This window comes from Variovorax sp. GW822-FHT04E09, assembly GCF_058800845.1.
Genome location: NZ_JBXAMR010000001.1, coordinates 522,111 through 543,473, shown reverse-complemented (window position 1 = coordinate 543,473; position 21,363 = coordinate 522,111). Strand labels below are relative to the sequence as shown.

Genomic DNA, 21,363 nt, shown 5'->3' with positions numbered 1-21,363 from the left:
GGTGGTGCTGGCGGTGGCTTTCTGTGCCGCGCCGGCCTGGGCGGCGTTCGACCTGCCTGAATTGATGGGCCTGCTGGCCCGGCAGAAGAGCGGCGAGGCACGCTTCACCGAGCAGCGCTTCGTGCACGGCCTCGAAGGCCCGCTCGACGCGAGCGGCACGCTGAGCTTCGAGGCGCCCGACAAGCTGGTGCGCCGCACGCTGTCGCCGCGCATCGAGACCATGTCCGTCGACGGCAACACGCTGACCCTGTCGCGCGGCAACCGCAACCGCACGCTGGCACTGGACAGCATGCCCGAGCTGCTGGGCCTGGTCGAAGCCATGCGCGGCACGCTGAGCGGCGACGGCGCCACGCTGCAGCGCTACTTCAAGAGCACCGTGACCGGCGCCGCCGGCAAGTGGACGCTCGACCTCACGCCCAACGACAGCCGGCTGGCCGCGCAGGTGCGCAGCATGCGTATCACCGGCCGCAACAGCGAGGTGCTGGGGCTGGAGATGGAGTTCGTGGGCGGTGACCGCTCGGTCATGCACATCTCGCCCAACGCGCCGCCGTCGGCGGTGCCGGCCGGCGCCCCCGGGCGCGCGACGCCGTGAGCCTGGCGCAGGCGGGCGGCCCGCCGGGGTGGTCGCGCCGCATCGTCGTCCTGCTGGCGTGGCTCTTGGTCGTGGCCCTGGGCGCGGTCGTCATCGCGCGCACCCAGATCGGCGCCGACCTCTCGGCCTTTCTTCCCAAGAGCCCCGACCTGCGCCAGCGCGTGCTCATCGAGCAGCTGCAAAGCGGCGTCGCCTCGCGCACGCTGATGCTGGGCTTCGAGGGCGGCAGCGTCGCGCAGCGCGCTGAGGTCTCGCGTGCCGTCGGCAAGGCGATGCGCGAAAGCCAGCTCTTCGACCTGGTGCAGAACGGCGACGTGAGCGACTGGAGCGAGGCCGGCACCTGGGTGTTCCAGCACCGCTACCAGCTGTCGTCCGGCGTGATGCCGGGGCAGTTCACCGCCGAAGGGTTGCGCGAGGCCATTGTCGACACGCTGTCGATGCTCGGCACGCCGGCCGGCAACGCGATCAAGCCCTTGCTCGACAGCGACCCGACGGGCGAGACCCAACGCATCGCGATGGAGCTGGTGCCGGCCAGCGCACCGCGCAGCGAGGCCGGCGTCTGGATGTCGCGCGAGGCGCCGCGTGCGCTCATGATCGCCACCACGCGCTCAGCCGGCGGCGACCTCGATGCGCAGGCCGTCGCCATCGCCCGCGTGCAGGCCGCCTATGAAGCCGCCGCACGCGGCATGGGCGAGGCTGCGCCCAAGCTGTTGTTGAGCGGGCCGCCCGTGTTCTCGGTCATGAGCCGCGAAAAGATCAAGACCGAAGCCATCCACCTCGCGGTGGTGGGCGGCATCGTGATGAGCGTGCTGCTGCTGCTGGCCTTTGCCTCGCCGCGTGCGCTCGTCATCGCCTTCCTGCCGGTGGCCACCGGCGTGGTGGTCGGCACCGCGTCGGTCAGCCTGGTGTTCGGCTCGGTGCACGGGCTCACGCTGGGCTTCGGCAGCACGCTGATCGGCGAGACGGTCGACTACGCCATCTACTACCTGATCCAGGCACGCGGCGCGGCCGTGGCCGGCACCGGCTGGCAGCGCTGGCGCGAGGTGCACTGGCCCACCGTGCGGCTGGGCCTGCTGACCTCCGTGTGCGGCTTTGCGGCGCTGGTGTTCTCGGGCTTTCCAGGGCTGGCGCAGCTGGGCGTGTTCTCGATCGCCGGGCTGGTGTCGGCCGCGCTCGCCACGCGCTACGTGCTGCCCGTGCTGGCACCCGATGGCGCGACCGGCATGGGCATGCGCCGGCACATGGCTCGCCTGGCCGGCCTGCTGGTGCGCGGCCTGCCGCGCCTGCGCTGGCCGCTGGCGGCGCTCGGCGTGGCGGCGCTCGCGCTGGTGCTGTGGCAAGGTGGCCATCTGTGGCGCGCCGATCTGAGCGCGATGAGCCCGGTGCCGCGCTCGGCCCAGCAGCTCGACGAGATGCTGCGCAAGGACATCGGCGCCAGCGACGGCGGCGTGCTCGTGGTGGCCTTCGGCGACGACGAACAGGCCGCACTGCGCCACACCGAGGCCGCGGCCGCGCGCCTCGACGCGCTGGTCGACAAGGGCGAGCTCAGCGGCTACGAAGCCGTGACCCGCGTGCTGCCCAGCGTGGCCGCGCAAACGGCGCGCCAGGCCAGCCTGCCCGACGCCGACACGCTGCGCGCCAACCTGGCCGAGGCGACCAAGGGCCTGCCGCTGCCGGCATCGCGCCTCGGACCCTTCGTGGCCGACGTGGAGGCCGCGCGCAAGCAGGCGCCGGTGCAGCGCGCCGACCTCATGGGCGGCCCGCTGGGCTCCGTGGTCAACACGCTGATGTACGAGCGACCGGGTGGTGGCTGGTCCACGCTGGTCGTGCTGCATCCCGGCCCGGGCTTCGAACAGGGGCGCCTCGAGGAGGCGCTGGCCGGTCTGCCCGAAGTGCAGGTGGTGGACGTCGGCCGCGAGCTCGGCGGCCTCTACCAGCGCTACCTGCACGAGGCCTTCGTGCAGGTGCTGCTCGGCGCGCTGGCGGTGGTGGTGCTGTTGGGCGTGTACCTGCGCTCGTGGCGCCGGCTGCTGGCCGTGTGCCAGCCGCTGCTGTTCGCGGTGGTGCTCACGCTGGGTGGCATGGCGCTGGCGCAGGCGGCGCTCGGCATCCTGCACCTCGTGGGGCTGCTGCTGATCGTCGCCGTGGGATCGAACTACGCGCTCTTCTTCGACCAGCTGCGCACGACCGGGCGCGCCGACGAAGACACGCTGGCCTCGCTGATGCTGGCCAACCTCACGACGGTGGTGTCGTTCGGGCTGATCGCGATCTCGGACATTCCGGCGCTGTCGTCCATCGGCCGCGTGGTCGCGCCGGGCGCCTTGCTGGCGCTGCTGCTGTCGGCCGCGTTCGCGCGCAACGTGGCGCCCGGGAAGGGCCCGAGCCCGCAGCGTCCGCGCTGATGGGAAAATCCGGGCCCACCATGTCGTCGCCTTCCGCCCCTTCCACCCGTTCTGCCGCCTCCGAATCCTGGCCCTGGCCGCCCGCCATGCGCGCCAGCGCGGCCGTGCATGTGGCGGCCCTGGGCGCGGGTGTGCTGGTGCCGGGCGCATGGCCCTGGGCGCTCGGCGCGGTGGTGCTGAACCATGCGCTGATCACCGGTGCGGGTCTCACGCCACGCAGCAACCTGCTCGGCCCGAACGTCACGCGCCTGCCCGAGGCCGCCGCTGCGCGTCGCGAGGTGGCGATCACCATCGACGACGGGCCCGAGCCCGAGGTCACGCCCCGCGTGCTCGACCTGCTGGACGCGCACGGCCAACGCGCCACCTTCTTCTGCATCGCCGAGCGCGTGCTGGCGCATCCCGCGCTGGCGCGCGAGATCTTCGCGCGCGGCCACAGCATCCAGAACCACACGGCGCAGCACCGTCACAACTTCTCCTTCCTCGGCCCACGCGGCTTCGCAGCGGAGATCGCGCGCGCGCAGGACATCCTGACCGACGTGACCGGCCAGCGCCCGACCTGTTTCCGCGCGCCCGCCGGGCTGCGCAACCCTTTCCTCGAACCCGTGCTGCACCGCCTCGGCCTCTCGCTCGTGAGCTGGACGCGGCGCGGTTTCGACACCCGCGAAGGCGACGCCGCCAAGGTGATGGCGCGCCTCGCCCGCCACCTGCAGGCGCGTGACATCCTGTTGCTGCACGACGGCAACGCCGCGCGCACCGCGGCAGGGCAACCCGTCCTGCTGGAAGTCCTGCCCTTGTTGCTCCAACGCCTGCGCACCGATGGATTGCGCGCCGTGACCCTGCCCGAAGGATTGAAGACCGCATGAGCGCCGTGATGCCATCGACGATGACCACCGACCAAGCCTGGCGCGAGCTGCACGAAGCCGCGACCGTGCCCTACAAGAAGGGCGGCACCTTCGCCTGGCAGTTCGCGCGCGGCAAGCTCGGGCGCGACCCGGTGTTCCGCGGCCTGCTCGAACGCGGGCTGATCGACGCGCAGCACCGGCGCGTGGTCGACATCGGCTGCGGACAGGGCCTCTTCGTGAGCCTGCTGGCGTCGATGAGCACGATGCAGCAACAGGGACGTTGGCCGGCCTCCTGGGCCGCCACGCCCGCTGCCGCGGACTACACGGGCATCGAGCTGATGCCGAAGGACGTGGCGCGCGCCGAGGCGTCGGTTGGGCACCTGAAGCCCACGCCGCGGCTGGTGTGCGCCGACATGTGCTCGGCCGCCTTGCCCGACTGCGATCTGGTCGTGATCCTCGACGTGCTGCATTACGTGGACCTCGCGGCGCAAGAAGGCGTGCTGACCCGCGTGCGCGACGCGTTGCACCGTGGCGGCAACCCGAAGGCGCGCCTGCTGCTGCGCGTGGGCGACGCGTCGAGCACGCGCGGTTTCGCGATCAGCCAGTGGGTCGATCGCACCGTGACGCGCATCCGCGGCCACAAGGTCTCGCCGACCTGGGGCCGCCCGCTGGCCGAGTGGATCGCCGTGCTGCAGCGCCTGGGTTTCCGCGTGCAGAGCATGCCGATGAGCGAAGGCACGCCGTTTGCCAATGTGCTGCTGGTGGCCGACCTGGAGGCTGCCGCTTGACGGCACCGCAGACGCTCGACCGCGCGGGCATCGCCGCGCGCATTCCGCACAGCGGCAGCATGTGCCTGCTGGGGCGCCTCGAGGGCTGGGACGCCGAATCGATCCACTGCAGCACCACGACGCACAGCCAGGTGGACAACCCGCTGCGCACCGAAAGCGGCCTGCTCGCGCCGAACGCCATCGAATACGCGGCGCAGGCCATGGCACTGCACGGCGGCCTGCTGGCCGCCGAAGGCAGCACGCCGTCGGCCGGCTTCCTGGCCAGCGCGCGCAACGTGAAGCTGGCGGCGGCGCGGCTGGACGACATTGCCGGGGCCTTGCAGGTGCGGGCGAAGCGCCTGTCCGGCGACGACCGGCAGGTCTTGTATGAATTCACGGTGGCGGCCGACGACGGCCGCCTGCTGGCCGAGGGCCGGGCCGTGGTGGTCTTGAACACGCCGCTGGCGGACACGGAAAGCACACCGTCATGAGTTTCGAAGGAAAACGCACACTGATCACCGGCGCCAGCGGCGCGCTCGGCGCGGCCATGGCGGAGCGTTTTGCGCGCGACGGCGCCACCGTGCTGCTGCATGCGAATTCGCGGCCCGAGGCCATCGAACAGCTGGCCGCGTCGATCACCGCCGCAGGCGGCAAGGCGGAATGCCATGTGTTCGACCTGCGCAGCGACGAAGCCTGCGCGGCCGGCTGCGCACGCATCCTCGAAGGCGGCGCGGTGCAGATCCTCGTCAACAACGCGGGCGTGCACGACGACGCCGTGCTGCCCGGCATGCGCGCCGAGCAATGGCACAAGGTGATCGACGTGTCGCTGAACGGATTCTTCCGCGTGACCCAGCCGCTGCTGCTGCCGATGATGCGCACCCGTTGGGGTCGCGTGCTGAACATCTCGTCTGTCGCCGCCATCGCGGGGAACAAGGGACAGGTGAACTACGCCGCGGCCAAGGGCGCGCTGAACAGCGCGACCAAGGCGCTGTCGCTCGAAGTGGCGTCGCGCGGCGTGACTGTGAACGCGATCGCGCCGGGGATCATCGCCTCGCCGATGGCCGATGCGGTGTTCGATCCCGCGCTCATCAACCAGATGGTGCCCGTGAAGCGCGCCGGAACGCCGCAGGAAGTGGCGGCGCTGGCGGCGTTTCTGGCAGGCGATGAAGCCGCGTACATCACGGGTCAGGTCATCTCGATCAACGGCGGAATGATCTGAGACCCGGCTGCTTCGTTCTTCCTTCGAAGAGCGGGGCATTCACTTCACCCTGAGCCCGGCAGGCGGTGCGGTGTGGGCGGCCCCTCTGTGCCGCCGAGGAGCGCAGCGTTTCGCGGATCAGGGCTCGCCGCTGTTTGAGCCGAAGGCGAGTTCTGCGAGACCCCGCGAAACGCGAGCACCGCAGGGGAGCCGCGAAGCGGCCGGCACAGTGGGGCCGACCACGCCGTGCCGCCTGTCGGGCGCTCCCAAAAGGCCTAAAGAGGCAGCGTATCAAACGCAGCGTAAGCCGTAGCCAGCCAAGACTTCACGCGCTGCCGTTCCAGCAGCCCAAGCGCATGCGGCCCTTCGCGGTCGTTCACCGCCTTCCAGAAACTCGTGTTCTGCGCATCGATCTTGCGCATGCTGGCCTCATGCAATCGCGGCAATGCAATCACGCGTGCGCCGTTCGCATTGGCCTTCGACAGCGACTGCGACGCCAGCAGCATCCCGAAGTCGCTGCCGCGCCCGTAGTTCTGCACCACGATGTAGTTGGGCCGATTGCCGAAGGTGTCGATCAGCGTGCCGAGCAGGTCGGTGGAGTCCTTGCCGTCGTCCAGCACGTGCCAGAAGTTGACCGTGACGTCGATCTCCTCGAACACGTCGAACAGGTCGGATTCCTTGATCCAGCGCGACAGCGGCGCCAGCGTCTGCGCCGCGAGGTCGACGATCACGCTCTGCTTCGGGTTGGTCTCGAAGCCGTTCACCACCGTGTCCAAGCCTTCGAAGCTGTCGACCACCACGGGCGAGGCAAAGCCCTCGTAGAAGCGGGTGAAGGAGCTGTGCGAACGGTCGGTGTCGAAGCCGGTGAAGGGGCGGCTGCGATCGATGAAGTACTGGGCCAGCACGCGTGCCGTGACCGATTTGCCGACACCGCCTTTTTCGCCGCCGATGAAATTGATGGAGCTCATGAGTGGTTGCTGCCTCGAATGGGTTGAGGGGTGGAGGAGGGCGGATTCATTCTAGGGGTCGCCTGTCGCACCGCTGTGGCTAGCGACCCCGCTTGCTCATGCCCTGCAGCAAGGGATGTGCCTGCAGGCGCTGCTGCAGCCGTTTCTTCCACGGAGCCGGCAGTGCCGAGGCGTCGATCATCCCGGGCCACTGGTCACGCGCGAGGCGGGCCGTGTCTGCGACCACGCGCCGCATGCGCGGCTCGTGCAAGCCAGCCGAGAAACAGAACGCGCGCACGTTGGCGGGCGTGAACATCGCGGTGCGACGCGCAGCGGTGGCGCTAACCGGGGCCGGCAGCAGCGGGAGCGCGTGGCCCTCGACGCCCTGCAGCGCTGCGTAGGCCACGATGTCATAGGCCGGCGCCAACCGTGGTGCGATGCCGTCGGGGTACAGCACGCCGAAGTTCTTCAGGTGGGCATCGGGGTTGCCCAGCAGGTCGTTGACCACGAGCCGGCGCACCAGTTCGAGCACAGCGTCTTCGCCGAGAGACGGAAAGGCGCGCATCGCGAGCGCCATGTCGAGGTAGCTTCCGCTGTACTTGTGCATCGGGTCGACCGCCAGCACCTGCGCGAAGTCTTCGAAATGGACGCGGCGCGCGCCATCGCGGTCGAAACGCGTGACGGCCAGGAACTCGGGCTCGTCCGGCAGCGCATAGCTGTGCTCCGCCGCAATGGCCGACAGCGGCGCGAGTTCGGCGTGGCACACCTCGACGCCCGCCACCCCGGCCATCTGCAGCGAAAGCATCTCGAGTTGCGGCATGTGCGGCCGGCCGGCCACCGGCAGCTTGGCGATCACCCGCGTGCTGGCGCCGGCGCGCACGCGCGCCACGTAGCGTCCGCCCTGGCGGCGCAGGCCGAGCTTGGGCTGCACGCCCGAGACCGAGATGCCTTGCGGCATCGGCAGCTCAACCACCGACATCTCGAGCGCGTCCTGGTCCTGCGTGATGAGCCGCTGCAGCGTGCCGCGGTCCACCGACACGGGGCGCGCGGCCACGGCGCCGGGCAGGTCGCCGCCGCAGGCCGCCAGCAATTCGAAGTGGTCGTTCTCGCGGCAACCGCGCAACTGCGCGATGTGGCTGCGCAGCACGCCCTCGGGCAGCAGGTTCTGGAAGAAGCCGGGCAACTGGCCGCCCTGGGCGTTGAACAGCGGGTTCTTCACGTCGCTCCACAACGCGGCCTGGGCGGCCGGGTCGCTCGCGACCATCGACAGCGAAAGCACGCCGGGCGGCGGGTTGGCGATCAACTCGGGCTCCGCCACGAAGCGGCACAGGTCGGCGTACTGGAACAGCTTGCCGAGGCGGTGCGCGCCGAGCGAAATCTCGAGGATCTTGACGTTCATGGCGGTGAGCGGCGGCCCCGCACGTAGGGCGGCGCGGCAGGCGCTTCGGCCAGTGCCCGACCGACGCGCGTGGCGACCGGGCGGTAGCCGGGATCGACGGCCGTGCCTTCACCGAAACCCTTGGGCGCGAGCTGCAGTTCGAGCCCCAGCGCATCGACCAGCGCGAGCAGCGACGACAGTTGCGGATTGCCCTTCAGGCTCAGGGCATTGCGCACCGAGCGCTCGGTGAGCCCCGAACGCAGGGCGATCTCGGCGTTCGTGAGGCCGGTGGCCCCGCGACGCGCCGTGAGGGCGGTGATGAGTTCCTGCTTGTCCACGGAAAGATATTACCGCAAATGCCTATTTGGGAAACATATTTCCGATGCGAAGAATCTACTTGGGTATCAGCGTGAAGAGCGGCATGACCACGCCCATCACCCAGTTTTGCCCGAAATCGAGGGCCGCCCGGCGGTATTTCTCGTCGGCCTGCGCGGCCAGCAGGTCGAGCCGCGCCACCACCTTCGACAGCTCGCGGTCGGCCACGAGGTTGCGCCCGCGCTCGCTGATCTCGGTGGCCAGCAGCAGTGGCTGGCCGTCGGGGCCGGTCTTGGAAGAGATGAGCCAGAGCGAAATCTCGAAGTTGCGCGCCGTGCGGTAGCTGTTCTCGGCATCGACCCCGTCGATCATGGTCTGGTCGCAGGTGTTGCCGTTGGCCTGCTTGAGCATCGAGGCCCACCCGACGACCAGCGCCGCCACGCGGTCGCCCTGGTAGGCCTGCGGACCGGTTTCGAAGGCCAGGCGGATGGCGTCGATGCCGGTGGCGCCGCGCAGCTCGGGCAACGGCGTGCCCTGCAGGACCGCGTCCCAGGTGCGCTGCGTGGCTTCTTCCATGCTGGCGGCCGACTTGCGCCATTCGCGCGGGTTGCGCCGGTACAAGGTGGTCTGCACGCGGCGCACCGATTGCAGGTTGTCGCGCAGCGACAGGTTGGCGATGCGGTTGGTGCCCGATTGCAGCCATTCCTGGTTGCCGTAGGGCTCGGCGCGCTCGGTGGAACGGAAGGAGGAACAGCCCGTCAGCGCCAGCGGCGCGAGCAGGGCGGCCGCGGTGCCCGCCAGCAGGCAGGTGCGTCGCGCCGCGAGGGGAGAAGCCAGGGAATCGCTCATGCCCTGACGTTATCATCCACGGCTGGGGCGGCGGCCCGCTTCAAGCTGCGGGCCCGTGCAATTTTCCTTACAAATCAATACCTTGGCGCTACGCCAAGGCAGGGCGACAAGTCGTGCGTCTTAACTCCATCAAGCTCTCGGGCTTCAAGTCGTTCGCCGAACCCACCAACTTCCTGCTGCCGGGCCAACTGGTCGGGGTGGTGGGGCCGAACGGCTGCGGCAAGTCGAACATCATGGATGCCGTGCGCTGGGTGCTCGGCGAGTCGCGTGCGTCGGAACTGCGCGGCGAGTCGATGCAGGACGTGATCTTCAACGGCACGACCACCCGCAAGCAGGCCAGCCGCTCGAGCGTCGAACTCGTGTTCGACAACGCCGACCACCGCGCCGGCGGCCAGTGGAACCAGTTCACCGAAATCGCCGTGCGCCGCGTGCTCACGCGCGACGGCACCAGCAGCTACTACATCAACAACCAGCCGGTGCGTCGTCGCGACGTGCAGGACGTGTTCCTGGGCACAGGCCTCGGCCCGCGCGCCTACGCCATCATCGGCCAGGGCACGATCAGCCGGATCATCGAATCCAAGCCCGAGGAACTGCGCCTGTTCCTCGAGGAAGCTGCGGGTGTCTCCAAGTACAAGGAGCGCCGTCGCGAAACCGAGAACCGCCTGGGCGACACGCGCGAGAACCTCACGCGCGTTGAAGACATCCTGCGCGAGCTCAACGCCAACCTCGAGAAGCTCGAGAAGCAGGCCGAGGTGGCGGCGCGCTACAACGCGCTGCAGGGCGACGCCACGAAGAAGCAGCACCAGCTGTGGTTCCTTAAGCGCGGCGAAAGCGATGCCGACCAGGCCAAGATCAAGGCCGATTCGGAAAAGGCCATCAACGACCTCGAATCGCGCACCGCCGACCTGCGCCGCATCGAATCCGAACTCGAAACCGTGCGCCAGGCCCACTACGGCGCCGGCGACCTGGTGAACCAGGCGCAGGGCAAGTTGTACGAAGCCAGCGCCGAAGTCGGCCGGCTCGAAGGCGAGATCCGCTTCGTGGTCGAAGGCCGCCAGCGCGTCGAACAGCGCCTGGTGCAGTTGCGCGAACAGATGGGCCAGTGGGGCCGTCGCCGCGAAGAGGCCGAAGCCGAGATCGAGACGCTGGCCGGTGCCGGCGTCGATGCCGAAGAGCAGGCCATCCTGCTGGCCGCCCAGCTCGAAGAGCACGACGCGCGCCTGCCTGACCTCGAAGAGGCCGTGCAGCGTGCGCAGAACGAAGCCAACACCCAGCGCGCGACGGTGTCGCAGGTGCAGCAGCAGATCCAGGTGCTGGCCGCCGACCAGCGCAACATCGAAGACCAGAGCCGCCAGCTCACGCTGCGCAGCGAACGCCTGCGCGCCGACCAGAACGCGCTGGCTGCGCCCGACGAAGACCGGCTGACGGAAATGCAGGAACAGCTGGCCGCGGCGCAGGAAACCGCCAGCGAATCCGACGCCCGCCTGCAGGAACTGCAGGAGGCCGTGCCCCAGCTCGACGAAGACCGCCGCGCCAAGCAGCAGGCCGTCAACACCGAGGGCGCCCGACATGCCGAGTTCTCGGCCCGCCTCGAAGCGCTGCGTGCGCTGCAAGAGAAGGTCAAGACCGACGGCAAGCTCGCCCCCTGGCTCGCCAAGCACGGCCTGGACGGCCTGCAGGGCCTGTGGAGCCGCATCCACATCGAGCAGGGCTGGGAGAACGCGCTCGAGTCCGCACTGCGCGAGCGCCTGGGCGCGCTCGAAGTCAGCCGGCTCGACATGGTGCGTGCCTTCGGCAACGACGCGCCGCCCGCCAAGCTCGCCTTCTACAGCCCGCCCGTCGCTGGCGTGCCGCAGGGCGCGGGCGCGCTGCCCAAGCTGTCGAGCCTGCTGCGCCTGAACGACGCCGGCCAGCAGGCGCTGCTGAACGACTGGTTGCACGGCTGCTTCACGGCCGAGACTTTCGAAGAGGCGCTGGCCCAGCGCGCCACGCTGCAGCCTGGCGAGGTGATCTACGTGCGCAGCGGCCATGCCGTGTCGTCGCACAGCGTGAACTTCTACGCGCCCGATTCCGAGCAGGCGGGTCTCCTTGCCCGTCAGCAGGAAATGGAAAACCTCGAGCGCCAGCTCAAGGCCCAGACGCTCATCAACGAAGAGGCGCGCACCGCGCTGGTCCGCGCCGAAGCGGCCTACGGCGATGCCGCACAGCGCCTCGTCACGGCCCGCCGCGAAGCCGCCGAAACGCAGTCGCGCGCCCATGAACTGCAGGTCGAAACGCTGCGCATGACGCAGCTCGCCGAACAGACCCGCGCACGCAGCCAGCAGCTGGCCGCCGACCTCGGCGAGGTCGATGCCCAGCTCGAAGAACTGCAGGAAAAGCGCATCGCCGCCGAAGGCCGCTTCGAAGAGCTCGACATGCAGCTGGCCGACAGCCAGGAGCGCCATGCGCAGCTCGACGAGCGCGTGATCGAAGCCGGCCGCGCGCTCACGGCCAGCCGCGAACAGCACCGCAGCCTCGAGCGACAGGCGCAGGAAGCCACCTTCTCGCAGCGCACGCTCGAAGCGCGCCGCGGCGAACTGAACCGCAGCATCGAAACCGCTTCGCAGCAGACCGTGGCGCTGACCGACGAAGACGAGCGCGCCCGCGCCGAGCTCAGCCGCCTGTCGGATGCCGCCGCGCAAGCCGGCCTGCAGGACGCGCTGTCGCTCAAGCTGGAGCGCGAGACCGCCTTGGGCGCGGCCCGCAGCCAGTACGACGACCTCACGCTCAAGCTGCGCGCCAGCGACGAGCGCCGGTTGCAGCTGGAGCGCGAACTCGATCCGCTGCGCCAGCGCATCACCGAGTTCCAGCTCAAGGAGCAGGCCGCGCGCCTGGGCGTCGAGCAGTACCAGCAGCTGCTGGACGACGCCGGTGCCGACCTCGAAGCGGTGGCGCAATCGATCGAGACCGAGAAGGTGCGCCTGACCGGCCTGCAAAGCGAAATCGACCGCCTGAACCGCGAGGTGGTCGCGCTCGGCGCCGTCAACCTGGCCGCGCTCGACGAACTCGCGATTGCGAGCGAGCGCAAGATATTCCTCGATGCGCAGTCGGCCGACCTGAACGAAGCCATTGGCACGCTCGAAGACGCCATCCGCAAGATCGACGCCGAAACGCGCGACCTGCTCGGCGGCACCTTCAAGATCGTCAACGAGCACTTCAGCCGCATGTTCCCGGAGCTGTTCGGCGGCGGCAACGCCAAGCTGATGATGACGGGCGACGAAATCCTCGATTCCGGCGTGCAGGTCATGGCCCAGCCGCCCGGCAAGAAGAACCAGACCATCCACCTGCTCTCGGGCGGCGAGAAGGCGCTCACGGCCATTGCGCTCGTGTTCGCCATCTTCCAGCTGAACCCTGCGCCTTTCTGTCTGCTGGACGAAGTGGACGCGCCGCTGGACGACGCCAACACCGAACGCTATGCCAAACTCGTCTCCGCCATGAGCCGTGAAACCCAGTTCCTTTTCATCAGTCACAACAAGATCGCCATGGAAATGGCCGAACAGCTGATCGGCGTGACCATGCAGGAGCAGGGCGTGTCGCGCATCGTTGCGGTCGACATGGAGTCGGCAGTCTCGATGGTCGAAGCGGCATAAGGCAGGCGCGCGCATGAGCAATCTCACCCTCGCCCTGGCGATCCTCGGCGGCCTCGTTCTCGCGGCCGTCGTGGCCTACAACACCCTGATGTCGCGCCGCAATGCGCCGCGCCAGCCCGATGCGGTCGATGTCGCCCTGGCCGAAGCCGAGCGCGCGCTGGCCGGCGGCAGCGACGGGGGCGTGGAGCCGATGCTCCATGCCGACCCGAGCCAGGTGGCCGGCAGCGACCGCCACGAGCCGCTGTTCGACCCCGACCTGCCTGCGCCCAGCGGCGTGCCCGTGCCCACCGGCGAGCGCCGCGGCGGGCTCGATCCGCTGATCGACGTCATCGCGCCCATCTCGCTCGAAGGCCTGGCCTCGGGCGATGCCGCGCTCGCGTCCATGCCGTCGACGCGCCGCGCCGGCAGCAAGCCGGTGGCCATCGAAGGCCTGAACGACCTCACCAGCCAATGGGAGCCGCCGGCGCCCGGGCAGCGCTACCGCGCGTTCCAGGTCGGCGTGCAGCTGGCCAACCGCACCGGGGCACTCAACGAGATCGAGTACTCCGAGTTCGTGGTCAAGGCGCAGGCCTTTGCCGATGCCGTGAACGGCGCGCCCGAGTTTCCCGAGATGCTCGACGAAGTGGCACGCGCCCGCGAGCTCGATCAGTTCGCCAGCGCGCACGACGCGCAACTGGGCTTCGTGCTGCGCGCGCTGCACGCGGCCTGGAGCCCGGGCTACGTGCAGCAGAACGCCGCGCGGCTGGGCTTCGTGGCCGGGATCATTCCGGGCCGCATGGTGCTGCCGACCAGCGAGGCCGGCCTGCCGCCGATCCTCGGGCTCTCGTTCGACACCCAGGCCGCGCTGGCCGACGATCCGGCGCAATCGGCCATCCGCGAGCTCAGCCTGAGCCTGGACGTGCCGCAGGTCGATCGCGGCGAAGAGCCGTTCCGTCGCATGCGCGAAGCCGCCGCCACGCTCGCCCGCGAGATGGACGGCGTGGTGACCGACAGCGACGGCCAGTTGCTGCGCGACGAAACCATGGACGTGATCGGCACCGACCTCGAGCAGCTGTACGACACGCTTGACGCACGCGACCTCGCCGCGGGCTCGCCGCTGGCGCGACGCCTCTTCAGCTGATCCGTCTTTTCCCCGAGGGACACCCCATGACAACGCGCGACGAAGCGGCACGCGAAGCCGCCGCACTGAGCGAGCAGCTGCATCGCCACGCCCATCTGTACTACGTGCTCGACGCCCCCGAGCTGCCCGACGCCGAGTACGACAAGATGTTCCAGCGCCTGCAGGTGCTGGAGACCGAGTTTCCCGAACTGCGCACGCCCGATTCGCCGACGCAGCGCGTGGGCGGCACGGTGCTCGACAGCCTGGCCAAGGTGCGCCACCGGGTGCCGATGCTGTCGATCCGCACCGAGACCGACATCACGCCCGCCGGCGCCAGCGCCTTCGACGCGCGCGTGCGCCGCGAACTGGGCCTGGCCGAAGACGCTCCGCAGATCAGCTACGTCTGCGAACTCAAGTTCGACGGGCTGGCCATGAGCCTGCGCTACGAGCACGGCGTGCTGGTGCAGGCCGCCACGCGCGGCGACGGCGAGGTGGGCGAGGACGTCACGCAGAACATCCGCACCGTGCGCGAGATTCCGCTCAAGCTCAAGGGCGCGGCCCCGCCCGTGGTCGAGGTGCGCGGCGAGGTCTACATGAAACGCGCCGATTTCGACGCCCTCAACGAGCGCCAGCGCCAGAAGATCGCCGCCGGGCAGAAGAACGAGAAGGTGTTCGTCAACCCGCGCAATGCGGCGGCCGGCGCGGTGCGCCAGCACGACCCGGCGATCGCGGCGGCGCGGCCGCTGAGCTTCTTTGCCTACGGCCTGGGCGAGGTTTCGCCCGCGACCGAAGGCGGCCCCGACATCGCGACCCAGTTCGACTGGCTGCAACAGTTCCACGTCTGGGGTTTCCCCGTGGCCACGCAGACCGCGCGGGCGACCGGCGCTATCGAACTGATAGCGTTCCACGAAACCATCGGCCGCCAGCGCGATGCGCTGCCGTACGACATCGACGGCGTGGTCTACAAGGTCGACAGCTTGGAGCTGCAGCGCCAGCTGGGTTTTGTTTCGCGCGAACCGCGCTGGGCCGTGGCCCACAAGTACCCGGCGCAGGAGCAACTGACCGAGGTGGTCGGCATCGAGATCCAGGTGGGCCGCACCGGCAAGCTCACGCCGGTGGCCAAGCTGGCGCCGGTGTTCGTGGGCGGCGTGACCGTGACCAACGCCACGCTGCACAACGAGGACGAAGCGCGCCGCAAGGACGTGCGCGTGGGCGACACGGTGATCGTGCGGCGTGCCGGCGACGTGATTCCCGAAGTGGTGGGCGTGGCGCCCGACAGCCTGGCCAAGCCCGACGACCAGCGCGGCGCGGTCTTCACCATGCCGCACAAGTGCCCCGTGTGCGATTCCGAGGCGGTGCGGGAGGAGGACGAGGTCGACTACCGTTGCACCGGCGGCCTGTTCTGCGCGGCGCAGCGCAAGGAGGCCATCCTGCATTTCGCGGCGCGGCGCGCGGTCGATGTCGACGGGCTGGGCGACAAGCTGGTCGAACAGTTGGTCGATGCCAACCTGATCCGCACCTTGCCCGACCTCTACAAGCTCGGCTTCGTCACGCTGGCGGGCCTGGACCGCATGGCCGAGAAGTCGGCCCAGAACCTCGTCGATGCGCTCGAAGCCTCTAAGAAGACCACGTTGCCGCGCTTTTTGTTCGGCCTGGGCATCCGCCACGTCGGCGAGAGCACGGCGAAAGACCTCGCCAAGCATTTCGGCAAGCTCGACGCCATCATGGACGCGACCGAGGAGCAGCTGCTCGAGGTCAACGACGTCGGCCCGGTGGTGGCGCAGAGCCTGCGCACCTTCTTCGACCAGCCGCACAACCGAGAGGTGGTCGAGCAGCTGCGCGCCTGCGGCCTGACCTGGGAAGAATTCGAGCCCGAAGCCCGCGCGCCCAAGCCTTTGGCGGGACTGACCTTCGTGATCACCGGCACCCTTCCTACGCTGGGCCGCGACGAAGCGAAGGATAAATTGGAGGCAGCCGGCGCCAAGGTGGCCGGCTCCGTCAGCAAGAAGACCCACTACCTCGTGGCCGGGGAAGAGGCCGGCAGCAAGCTGGACAAGGCGCGCGACCTCGGCGTCACGGTGATCGACGAGGCGCGTATGCTGGAGATCCTCGCCAGCGGTGTTCCGCCGGCGCCTGACGCCTGAGTCGCCGGCGCCCCGGCACCGGGCCCTTACCGGCCGTTACGCGACTTCACACCAGCGCAGTCAACAGGGTCTACAAGCGGGCGTTGAACGATCACAGAAGGCCGACAAGGAGTCTCTCATGCAAAAAATTCGTGTTCTCGCTACCAGCCTCGCACTCGGCGGCATCGCGCTGCTGAGCGGCTGCGTGGCCGTTCCTGGCGATCCGTACTACTCCGGCGGCTATTCCGAACCGTACTACTCCGATCCGGGTCCCGTGGTGGTGCCGGCGCCGGTGTACATCCAGGGTGGCGGCTACTACGAGCGGCGTCCGTACTACGACCGCCGTCCTTATTACGACGGCCGTCGGCCGGCTTACCCGTACCCAGGCGTGCGCCCCTCGTACCCGACGACCCGCCCGGGTTGGGGCGGTGGCCGTCCGCCAGTTGCCGTGGTGCCGCCGGTGCGACCCGGCGGGGGTGGCGTGCCCGGCATCACGCCCTCGCAGCCGCAGCAGATGCCCCGCGGCCCTGCGCGGCTGTGGACCTCGCCGGACTCGAAGAACAATCCCGGCGGTATTCCGTGATCGTGGCATGAGGCTCTCGCGATAATTGCGCGATGGCCTTCCGCGAAATCCTCAAGATGGGCGACCCCCGGCTGCTGCGCACCGCGCAGCCGGTCGCCGCTTTCGACACCGACGAACTGCACCTGCTGGTGCGCGACATGTTCGAGACCATGCAGGCGGTCAATGGCGCAGGCCTTGCGGCGCCGCAGATCGGCGTCGACCTGCAACTGGTGATTTTCGGCACCGACACCGTCAATCCCCGCTACCCCGACGCGCCGCCGGTGCCGCGCACCGTGCTGCTCAACCCCGTCATCATGCCGCTGGGCGATGAAGAGGAAGAGGGCTGGGAAGGCTGTTTGTCGGTGCCTGGCCTGCGCGGCGTGGTGCCGCGCTTCGCCCACATCCGCTACACGGGCTTCGACCTGTACGGCGACCCGATCGACCGCACCGCCGACGGCTTTCATGCGCGCGTGGTGCAGCACGAGGTCGATCACCTGTTCGGCAAGCTGTACCCGATGCGGGTGCGCGATTTCTCGCGCTTCGGCTACACGGAGGTCCTGTTCCCGGGCCTCGATGCGGCGGACGACGACTGATTTACCAGCCGCCTCCTCGCTTACTTGTTGTTGAGCCCGAAGCGCCCGCCGCCCGTGAGCGCGAGCGAGATAGCCGCGAACAGGAACATGCCCTGCAGCTCCAGCGCCCAGCCGCCTTGCCCGTTCAGCGCGCCCAGGTCCTTGCGGTGGGCCAGCCAGATCGCCACCACCATGTTGATGGCCACGACCAGTGCGGCGGGCCGCGTGAACAGGCCGACGATCAGCAGCACCGGCGCCAGGATCTCGCCCACGTAGACAAGGTAGGCCAGCACCGCGGGCACGCCGTGCGACGCGAGCATGCCGCCGATGCCGTCGACGCCCTTGCCGACTTTGGCAATGCCATGCAGCAGGATGAGGATGCCCAGCGCAACGCGCAGGATGAGCTTGCCGGTGTCGTCGGACTTGACCATGGTGTGATTCCTGTTCGGGAGTGATGAAAGGGCCGTATGGTAGTGAAACTCGCCGCGCCGCCAACCGATCGCCCGCGAGCGGATCGACATATGTATCCAACGCAGGGTTCTTTGTCGTCGGCCTGCATCGCCCCGTACACTGCCTTTTGCCTACTGTTGAGGAGCACACACCAATGATGATGAAGAAGACAAGCACCCGATTCCGCCCGGCGCTGCTGGCCGCCGCTTCCGTTCTCGCGCTGGCCGCCGCGGCCCCGGCCTTTGCGGGCAAGACGCTCGACGCGGTCAAGCAGCGCGGCAGCGTCAAGTGCGGCGTGACCAACGGCGTGGCCGGTTTCTCGGCCCCCGACACGCAGGGCAACTGGTCGGGCCTGGACGTCGACACCTGCCGCGCCATCGCCGCGGCCGTGCTGGGCGATCCCAAGAAGGTCGACTTCGTGCCGCTGAACTCGCAGCAGCGCTTCTCGGCGCTGCAGGCCGGCGAGATCGACATCCTCGCGCGCAACACCACCTGGACGCTCACGCGCGACGCCTCGCTGGGCTTCAACTTCACCACCATCACCTACTACGACGGCCAGGGCTTCCTGGTGCCCAAGAAGCTCAAGGTGACGAGCGCCAAGCAGCTCAAGAACGCCACCATCTGCACGCAGTCGGGCACCACCAACGAGAAGAACGTGTCGGACTACTTCCGCGCGCAGAACATCCCGGTGAAGACCGTGGTGTTCGAGAGCTTCGAAGCCTCGTTCAAGGCCTTCTTCTCGGGCCGCTGCCAGGCCTTCACCACCGACGCCTCGGCGCTGGCCGGCCTGCGCAACAAGGAAGCGCCGAACCCCGACGACTACCTGATCCTGCCCGAGCTGATCTCCAAGGAGCCTCTGGCGCCGCTGGTGCGCCGCGGCGACGACGAGTGGTTCGCCATCGCCAAGTGGGTGCCCAACGCGCTCATCGAGGCGGAAGAGTTCGGCGTCACGCAGGCGAATGCCGACCAGCTCAAGGCCGGCAGCAAGGACCCGGCCCAGCAGCGCCTGCTCGGCGCCGGCGAAGACCTCGGCAAGCTGCTGGGTCTCGACAAGGATTGGTCGTACCGCGCCATCAAGGCCGTGGGCAACTACGGCGAGATGTTCGAGCGCAACGTCGGTCCGAAGTCGGTGCTCAAGCTGCCGCGCGGCTCCAACAATCTGTGGAGCAAAGGCGGCCTGATCTACGCACCTCCTGTTCGATGAGTCGGCAGGCCTCGCGCCGCGGCGCCTGGCTGGCCTGGCTCGTGCAGGCCCTGTTGGTGCTGGCCGTCGTGGCCGGCGCCTTCTGGGTGGTGAACCATGCGCTCGAGGTGCTGCGCGCACGCGGCGTGCGTTCGGGTTTCGACTTCCTCACCGAGCCCGCGGGCTTTTCGATCAGCGAAGGCTGGCTCGACTTCGACGCCAGCCAGCCGTCGTGGCGCGCGTTCCTCGCGGGCCTGATCAACACCGTGCGCGCGGCCGTGCCGGCGGCCATCTTCGCGGTGGTGCTCGGAACGCTGATCGGCATCGGCCGGCTCGCGCCGCACGTGCTGCTGCGCGGCATCTGCACCGCGTACGTGGAGCTGCTGCGCAACGTGCCGCTGCTGGTGCAGCTGCTGATGCTGGCTTTCGCGATGGCCAACCTGCTGCCCGACCCGACCGAGCCCGTGCACCTGCTGCCGGGCGTGTGGCTCAGCAAGGGCGGGCTCAGCGTGCCCTGGCCGGTGGCGGGCGAGGGCGGCTGGTGGCCCACGCATTTCGAATGGCCCGAGCGCGGTGACTTCGGCGTGAGCGGCGGCGCCGCGCTGAGCCCGGAGTACGTGACCATCGTCGCCGGGCTGTCGCTGTACTCGGCGGCCTTCGTCGCGGAGATCGTGCGCGCCGGCATCCTTTCGGTGTCCCAGGGGCAGGTGCTGGCGGGGCAGGCGCTGGGCCTGTCGTCGGTGCAGCAGCTGCGCATCGTGATCCTGCCGCAGGCGCTGCGCGTGATCGTGCCTTCGCTCACCAACCAGCTGCTGAGCCTCACCAAGAACTCGTCGCTCGCCGTGGCCGTGGGCTATCCGGAGCTGGTGTCGGTGGCGAACACGACCATCGGCTCGAACGGGCGCGCCTTCGAGTGCATCGCGATCATCATGGCGGTGTACCTGCTGCTGTCGCTCGTGATCTCCTTCGGCATGAACCGCTACAACGCGCGCGTCGCGCTGCGAGGCTGGCGATGAGAAACGTCGCGCAAGGCCCCATCGCATGGCGAAGCGAGCTGTGGGGGTCGCCGCTGCGCGCACTGGCCACGGTGCTGCTGCTGGGCCTGCTGGCCTGGGCCGGCTTCCACGCGTTCGAATGGGGCGTGGTGCACGCCGTGTTCCGCCCCGACGCCGAGGCCTGCCGCGCGGTGCAGCACGGCGCCTGCTGGGGCGTGGTGGCCGAGAAGTGGCGGCCGATGCTGTTCGGTCGCTTTCCGTATGAAGAGCAGTGGCGCCCAGCCGTCGCCGTCGTCGTGCTGTCCGCGGTAACCGTGCTCAGCGCGTGGCCGCGCAGCTGGCGCTGGTGGTTGGCGCCGCTGTGGCTCGTGGTGTTGCTGCTGTTCGTCGGACTGATGCACGGCGGCGTGGCCGGGCTCAGCACCGTGCCGACCAGTCGCTGGGGCGGCCTGCCGCTCACCATCGGGCTGGCCGTGGTCGGGCTGGCGCTGGCCTTTCCGCTGGCGCTGCTGCTCGCGATGGGGCGGCGCTCCGAATGGCCCGTGGTGCGCACGCTGAGCGCGAGCTACATCGAGCTGGTGCGCGGCGTGCCGCTGATCTCGGTGCTGTTCATGGCCTCGTTCCTGCTGCCGCTGCTGTGGCCCGCGGGCTGGCAACCCGACGTGCTGGTGCGCGTGCTCATGGGCCTCACGCTGTTCGTCGCTGCTTATCTTGCGGAGATCATTCGCGGCGGCCTGCAGGCCGTGCCGCGGGGGCAGACCGAGGTGGCGATGGCGCTGGGCTTCGGCCGCTGGCCGGTGCAGCGCGACATCGTGCTGCCGCAGGCGCTGCGCCTCGTGGTGCCCGCGCTGACCAACAGCGTGGTCGGCACCTTGAAGGACACCTCGCTGGTCACCGTGGTCGGCCTGTTCGAGCTGACCGGGGCGCTCGGGCTGGCGCTGGGCGGCGATCCGGTCTGGCGGCCGTTCTACCTCGAGGGCTACCTGTTCGTGGCGGCCGTCTACTGGCTGCTGTGCTTCGGGTTGTCGCGCTACAGCGTCTGGCTCGAGCGGCGCCTGGGCACCAGCTCGGCGTAGCCGGTCTGCGCATCGGGCTCGCGCGAGAAGCGCCATTCGGGCAGCACCGCGACGAGGATCTCGGCGGTGGTGCGCACCACGCAGCCCGGCGCGGCATGGCCGCCCGACACCCGGCCGTCGCCGTCCGACACGCTGAGATGCAGGTGCGAGCCGTCGGGCGACAGCGTGCCGGCGAGCGTGAGGATTTCAAGGTCGCCTTCGATCCGCGTCGCCGACTCGGCACCCGCGAAACGGATGCTCGCGCCGCGCAGGCTGCCGATGCCCGAGACCACGAAGGCCGCGTCGCCGATGCCGGGTTGCTTCAGCACGGCGTCGAGCGCCGCGCGCAGGTCGTCGCCCGGTTGCAGCCGCAGCACCAGCGTGTCCATGCGCGTGCGCCTCGCG

20 protein-coding genes are annotated in these 21,363 nt (G+C 69.4%); 14 read left to right on the top strand and 6 right to left on the bottom strand.

The window, feature by feature from the left end:
* The first annotated feature begins 13 nt into the window (after positions 1-13).
* The 6 genes from AC1RL8_RS02565 to fabG are packed head-to-tail and all read left to right on the top strand — an operon-like array spanning position 14 to position 5,822.
* Complete coding sequence (locus AC1RL8_RS02565) at positions 14-592, top strand: LolA-related protein (protein WP_492687128.1); 579 nt, start codon at positions 14-16, stop codon at positions 590-592.
* On the top strand, positions 589-2,994 hold the full coding sequence (locus AC1RL8_RS02560) for an MMPL family transporter (RefSeq protein WP_492687127.1): 2,406 nt from the start codon (positions 589-591) through the stop codon (positions 2,992-2,994). Before AC1RL8_RS02565 ends, AC1RL8_RS02560 begins: the two co-directional genes overlap by 4 nt.
* On the top strand, positions 2,994-3,857 hold the full coding sequence (locus AC1RL8_RS02555; protein WP_492687126.1) for a polysaccharide deacetylase family protein: 864 nt from the start codon (positions 2,994-2,996) through the stop codon (positions 3,855-3,857). The genes AC1RL8_RS02560 and AC1RL8_RS02555 overlap by 1 nt, the downstream gene beginning before the upstream one ends.
* Positions 3,854-4,624: a class I SAM-dependent methyltransferase gene (locus AC1RL8_RS02550; protein WP_492687125.1), complete on the top strand. Its 771-nt coding sequence runs from the start codon at positions 3,854-3,856 to the stop codon at positions 4,622-4,624. The genes AC1RL8_RS02555 and AC1RL8_RS02550 overlap by 4 nt, the downstream gene beginning before the upstream one ends.
* Positions 4,621-5,094 carry a hotdog family protein gene (locus tag AC1RL8_RS02545; RefSeq protein ID WP_492687124.1) on the top strand — a complete coding sequence of 158 codons (474 nt, stop codon included), beginning with the start codon at positions 4,621-4,623 and terminating at the stop codon, positions 5,092-5,094. The genes AC1RL8_RS02550 and AC1RL8_RS02545 overlap by 4 nt, the downstream gene beginning before the upstream one ends.
* On the top strand, positions 5,091-5,822 hold the full coding sequence (gene fabG / locus AC1RL8_RS02540; protein WP_062471225.1) for a 3-oxoacyl-ACP reductase FabG: 732 nt from the start codon (positions 5,091-5,093) through the stop codon (positions 5,820-5,822). Before AC1RL8_RS02545 ends, fabG begins: the two co-directional genes overlap by 4 nt.
* Positions 5,823-6,076: 254 nt before the next feature.
* Here fabG and AC1RL8_RS02535 read toward each other — a convergent pair whose 3' ends face one another.
* The 4 genes from AC1RL8_RS02535 to AC1RL8_RS02520 form a co-directional block, all read right to left on the bottom strand.
* Positions 6,077-6,769: a P-loop NTPase family protein gene (locus AC1RL8_RS02535; RefSeq protein ID WP_062471226.1), complete on the bottom strand. Its 693-nt coding sequence runs from the start codon at positions 6,767-6,769 to the stop codon at positions 6,077-6,079.
* Between the two features lie 79 nt (positions 6,770-6,848).
* Complete coding sequence (locus AC1RL8_RS02530; protein WP_492687123.1) at positions 6,849-8,147, bottom strand: type II toxin-antitoxin system HipA family toxin; 1,299 nt, start codon at positions 8,145-8,147, stop codon at positions 6,849-6,851.
* Complete coding sequence (locus AC1RL8_RS02525) at positions 8,144-8,464, bottom strand: helix-turn-helix domain-containing protein (RefSeq protein ID WP_070060699.1); 321 nt, start codon at positions 8,462-8,464, stop codon at positions 8,144-8,146. Before AC1RL8_RS02525 ends, AC1RL8_RS02530 begins: the two co-directional genes overlap by 4 nt.
* Before the next feature lie 55 nt (positions 8,465-8,519).
* On the bottom strand, positions 8,520-9,290 hold the full coding sequence (locus AC1RL8_RS02520; protein WP_492687122.1) for a hypothetical protein: 771 nt from the start codon (positions 9,288-9,290) through the stop codon (positions 8,520-8,522).
* A 113-nt stretch (positions 9,291-9,403) separates the two neighbouring features.
* Here AC1RL8_RS02520 and smc point away from each other — a divergent pair, with 113 nt between their 5' ends.
* From smc to def, 5 genes are all read left to right on the top strand, one after another.
* Positions 9,404-12,919: a chromosome segregation protein SMC gene (gene smc, locus AC1RL8_RS02515; RefSeq protein ID WP_139701602.1), complete on the top strand. Its 3,516-nt coding sequence runs from the start codon at positions 9,404-9,406 to the stop codon at positions 12,917-12,919.
* 13 nt (positions 12,920-12,932) lie between these two features.
* The gene (locus AC1RL8_RS02510) at positions 12,933-14,039 is read left to right on the top strand and encodes a cell division protein ZipA C-terminal FtsZ-binding domain-containing protein (RefSeq protein ID WP_062471237.1); all 1,107 of its coding nucleotides are present in this window, start codon (positions 12,933-12,935) and stop codon (positions 14,037-14,039) included.
* A 26-nt stretch (positions 14,040-14,065) separates the two neighbouring features.
* Positions 14,066-16,162, top strand: a complete 2,097-nt coding sequence (gene ligA / locus AC1RL8_RS02505) for an NAD-dependent DNA ligase LigA (RefSeq protein ID WP_492687121.1) — start codon at positions 14,066-14,068, stop codon at positions 16,160-16,162.
* Between the two features lie 118 nt (positions 16,163-16,280).
* A complete protein-coding gene (locus AC1RL8_RS02500) occupies positions 16,281-16,724 on the top strand; it encodes a hypothetical protein (protein WP_062471240.1) in 444 nt (147 codons plus the stop codon).
* 32 nt (positions 16,725-16,756) lie between these two features.
* Complete coding sequence (def, locus tag AC1RL8_RS02495; RefSeq protein ID WP_492687120.1) at positions 16,757-17,296, top strand: peptide deformylase; 540 nt, start codon at positions 16,757-16,759, stop codon at positions 17,294-17,296.
* Between the two features lie 20 nt (positions 17,297-17,316).
* Here def and AC1RL8_RS02490 read toward each other — a convergent pair whose 3' ends face one another.
* Positions 17,317-17,706, bottom strand: coding sequence for a DoxX family protein (locus AC1RL8_RS02490; RefSeq protein WP_062471245.1), 390 nt, complete (start codon positions 17,704-17,706; stop codon positions 17,317-17,319).
* A 179-nt stretch (positions 17,707-17,885) separates the two neighbouring features.
* Between AC1RL8_RS02490 and AC1RL8_RS02485 the strand changes: the two genes are divergently transcribed.
* Genes AC1RL8_RS02485 through AC1RL8_RS02475 form a run of 3 tightly spaced genes read left to right on the top strand, consistent with a single transcriptional unit; the run spans position 17,886 to position 20,979 of the window.
* Complete coding sequence (locus tag AC1RL8_RS02485; RefSeq protein ID WP_159278318.1) at positions 17,886-18,929, top strand: amino acid ABC transporter substrate-binding protein; 1,044 nt, start codon at positions 17,886-17,888, stop codon at positions 18,927-18,929.
* Positions 18,926-19,924, top strand: coding sequence for an amino acid ABC transporter permease (locus tag AC1RL8_RS02480; RefSeq protein ID WP_492687119.1), 999 nt, complete (start codon positions 18,926-18,928; stop codon positions 19,922-19,924). Before AC1RL8_RS02485 ends, AC1RL8_RS02480 begins: the two co-directional genes overlap by 4 nt.
* Positions 19,921-20,979, top strand: coding sequence for an amino acid ABC transporter permease (locus AC1RL8_RS02475; protein ID WP_492687118.1), 1,059 nt, complete (start codon positions 19,921-19,923; stop codon positions 20,977-20,979). Before AC1RL8_RS02480 ends, AC1RL8_RS02475 begins: the two co-directional genes overlap by 4 nt.
* On the opposite strand, the gene AC1RL8_RS02470 is transcribed toward AC1RL8_RS02475, so the two are convergent.
* On the bottom strand, positions 20,934-21,347 hold the full coding sequence (locus AC1RL8_RS02470) for a PPC domain-containing DNA-binding protein (RefSeq protein WP_492687117.1): 414 nt from the start codon (positions 21,345-21,347) through the stop codon (positions 20,934-20,936). The two genes, AC1RL8_RS02475 and AC1RL8_RS02470, sit on opposite strands and share 46 nt — an antisense overlap.
* Positions 21,348-21,363 lie beyond the last annotated feature (16 nt).

Excerpts from the sequence above, each read along its gene's own strand:
- AC1RL8_RS02475 (WP_492687118.1), top strand. The coding sequence starts at position 19,921 with ATGAGAAACGTCGCGCAAGGCCCCATCGCATGGCGAAGCGAGCTGTGG.
- ligA (WP_492687121.1), top strand. The coding sequence starts at position 14,066 with ATGACAACGCGCGACGAAGCGGCACGCGAAGCCGCCGCACTGAGCGAG.
- AC1RL8_RS02470 (WP_492687117.1), bottom strand. The coding sequence starts at position 21,347 with ATGGACACGCTGGTGCTGCGGCTGCAACCGGGCGACGACCTGCGCGCG.
- AC1RL8_RS02500 (WP_062471240.1), top strand. The coding sequence starts at position 16,281 with ATGCAAAAAATTCGTGTTCTCGCTACCAGCCTCGCACTCGGCGGCATC.
- AC1RL8_RS02535 (WP_062471226.1), bottom strand. The coding sequence starts at position 6,769 with ATGAGCTCCATCAATTTCATCGGCGGCGAAAAAGGCGGTGTCGGCAAA.
- AC1RL8_RS02555 (WP_492687126.1), top strand. The coding sequence starts at position 2,994 with ATGGGAAAATCCGGGCCCACCATGTCGTCGCCTTCCGCCCCTTCCACC.
- AC1RL8_RS02550 (WP_492687125.1), top strand. The coding sequence starts at position 3,854 with ATGAGCGCCGTGATGCCATCGACGATGACCACCGACCAAGCCTGGCGC.
- AC1RL8_RS02480 (WP_492687119.1), top strand. The coding sequence starts at position 18,926 with ATGAGTCGGCAGGCCTCGCGCCGCGGCGCCTGGCTGGCCTGGCTCGTG.
- AC1RL8_RS02520 (WP_492687122.1), bottom strand. The coding sequence starts at position 9,290 with ATGAGCGATTCCCTGGCTTCTCCCCTCGCGGCGCGACGCACCTGCCTG.
- AC1RL8_RS02510 (WP_062471237.1), top strand. The coding sequence starts at position 12,933 with ATGAGCAATCTCACCCTCGCCCTGGCGATCCTCGGCGGCCTCGTTCTC.
- AC1RL8_RS02490 (WP_062471245.1), bottom strand. The coding sequence starts at position 17,706 with ATGGTCAAGTCCGACGACACCGGCAAGCTCATCCTGCGCGTTGCGCTG.
- AC1RL8_RS02530 (WP_492687123.1), bottom strand. The coding sequence starts at position 8,147 with ATGAACGTCAAGATCCTCGAGATTTCGCTCGGCGCGCACCGCCTCGGC.
- fabG (WP_062471225.1), top strand. The coding sequence starts at position 5,091 with ATGAGTTTCGAAGGAAAACGCACACTGATCACCGGCGCCAGCGGCGCG.
- def (WP_492687120.1), top strand. The coding sequence starts at position 16,757 with ATGGCCTTCCGCGAAATCCTCAAGATGGGCGACCCCCGGCTGCTGCGC.
- AC1RL8_RS02485 (WP_159278318.1), top strand. The coding sequence starts at position 17,886 with ATGAAGAAGACAAGCACCCGATTCCGCCCGGCGCTGCTGGCCGCCGCT.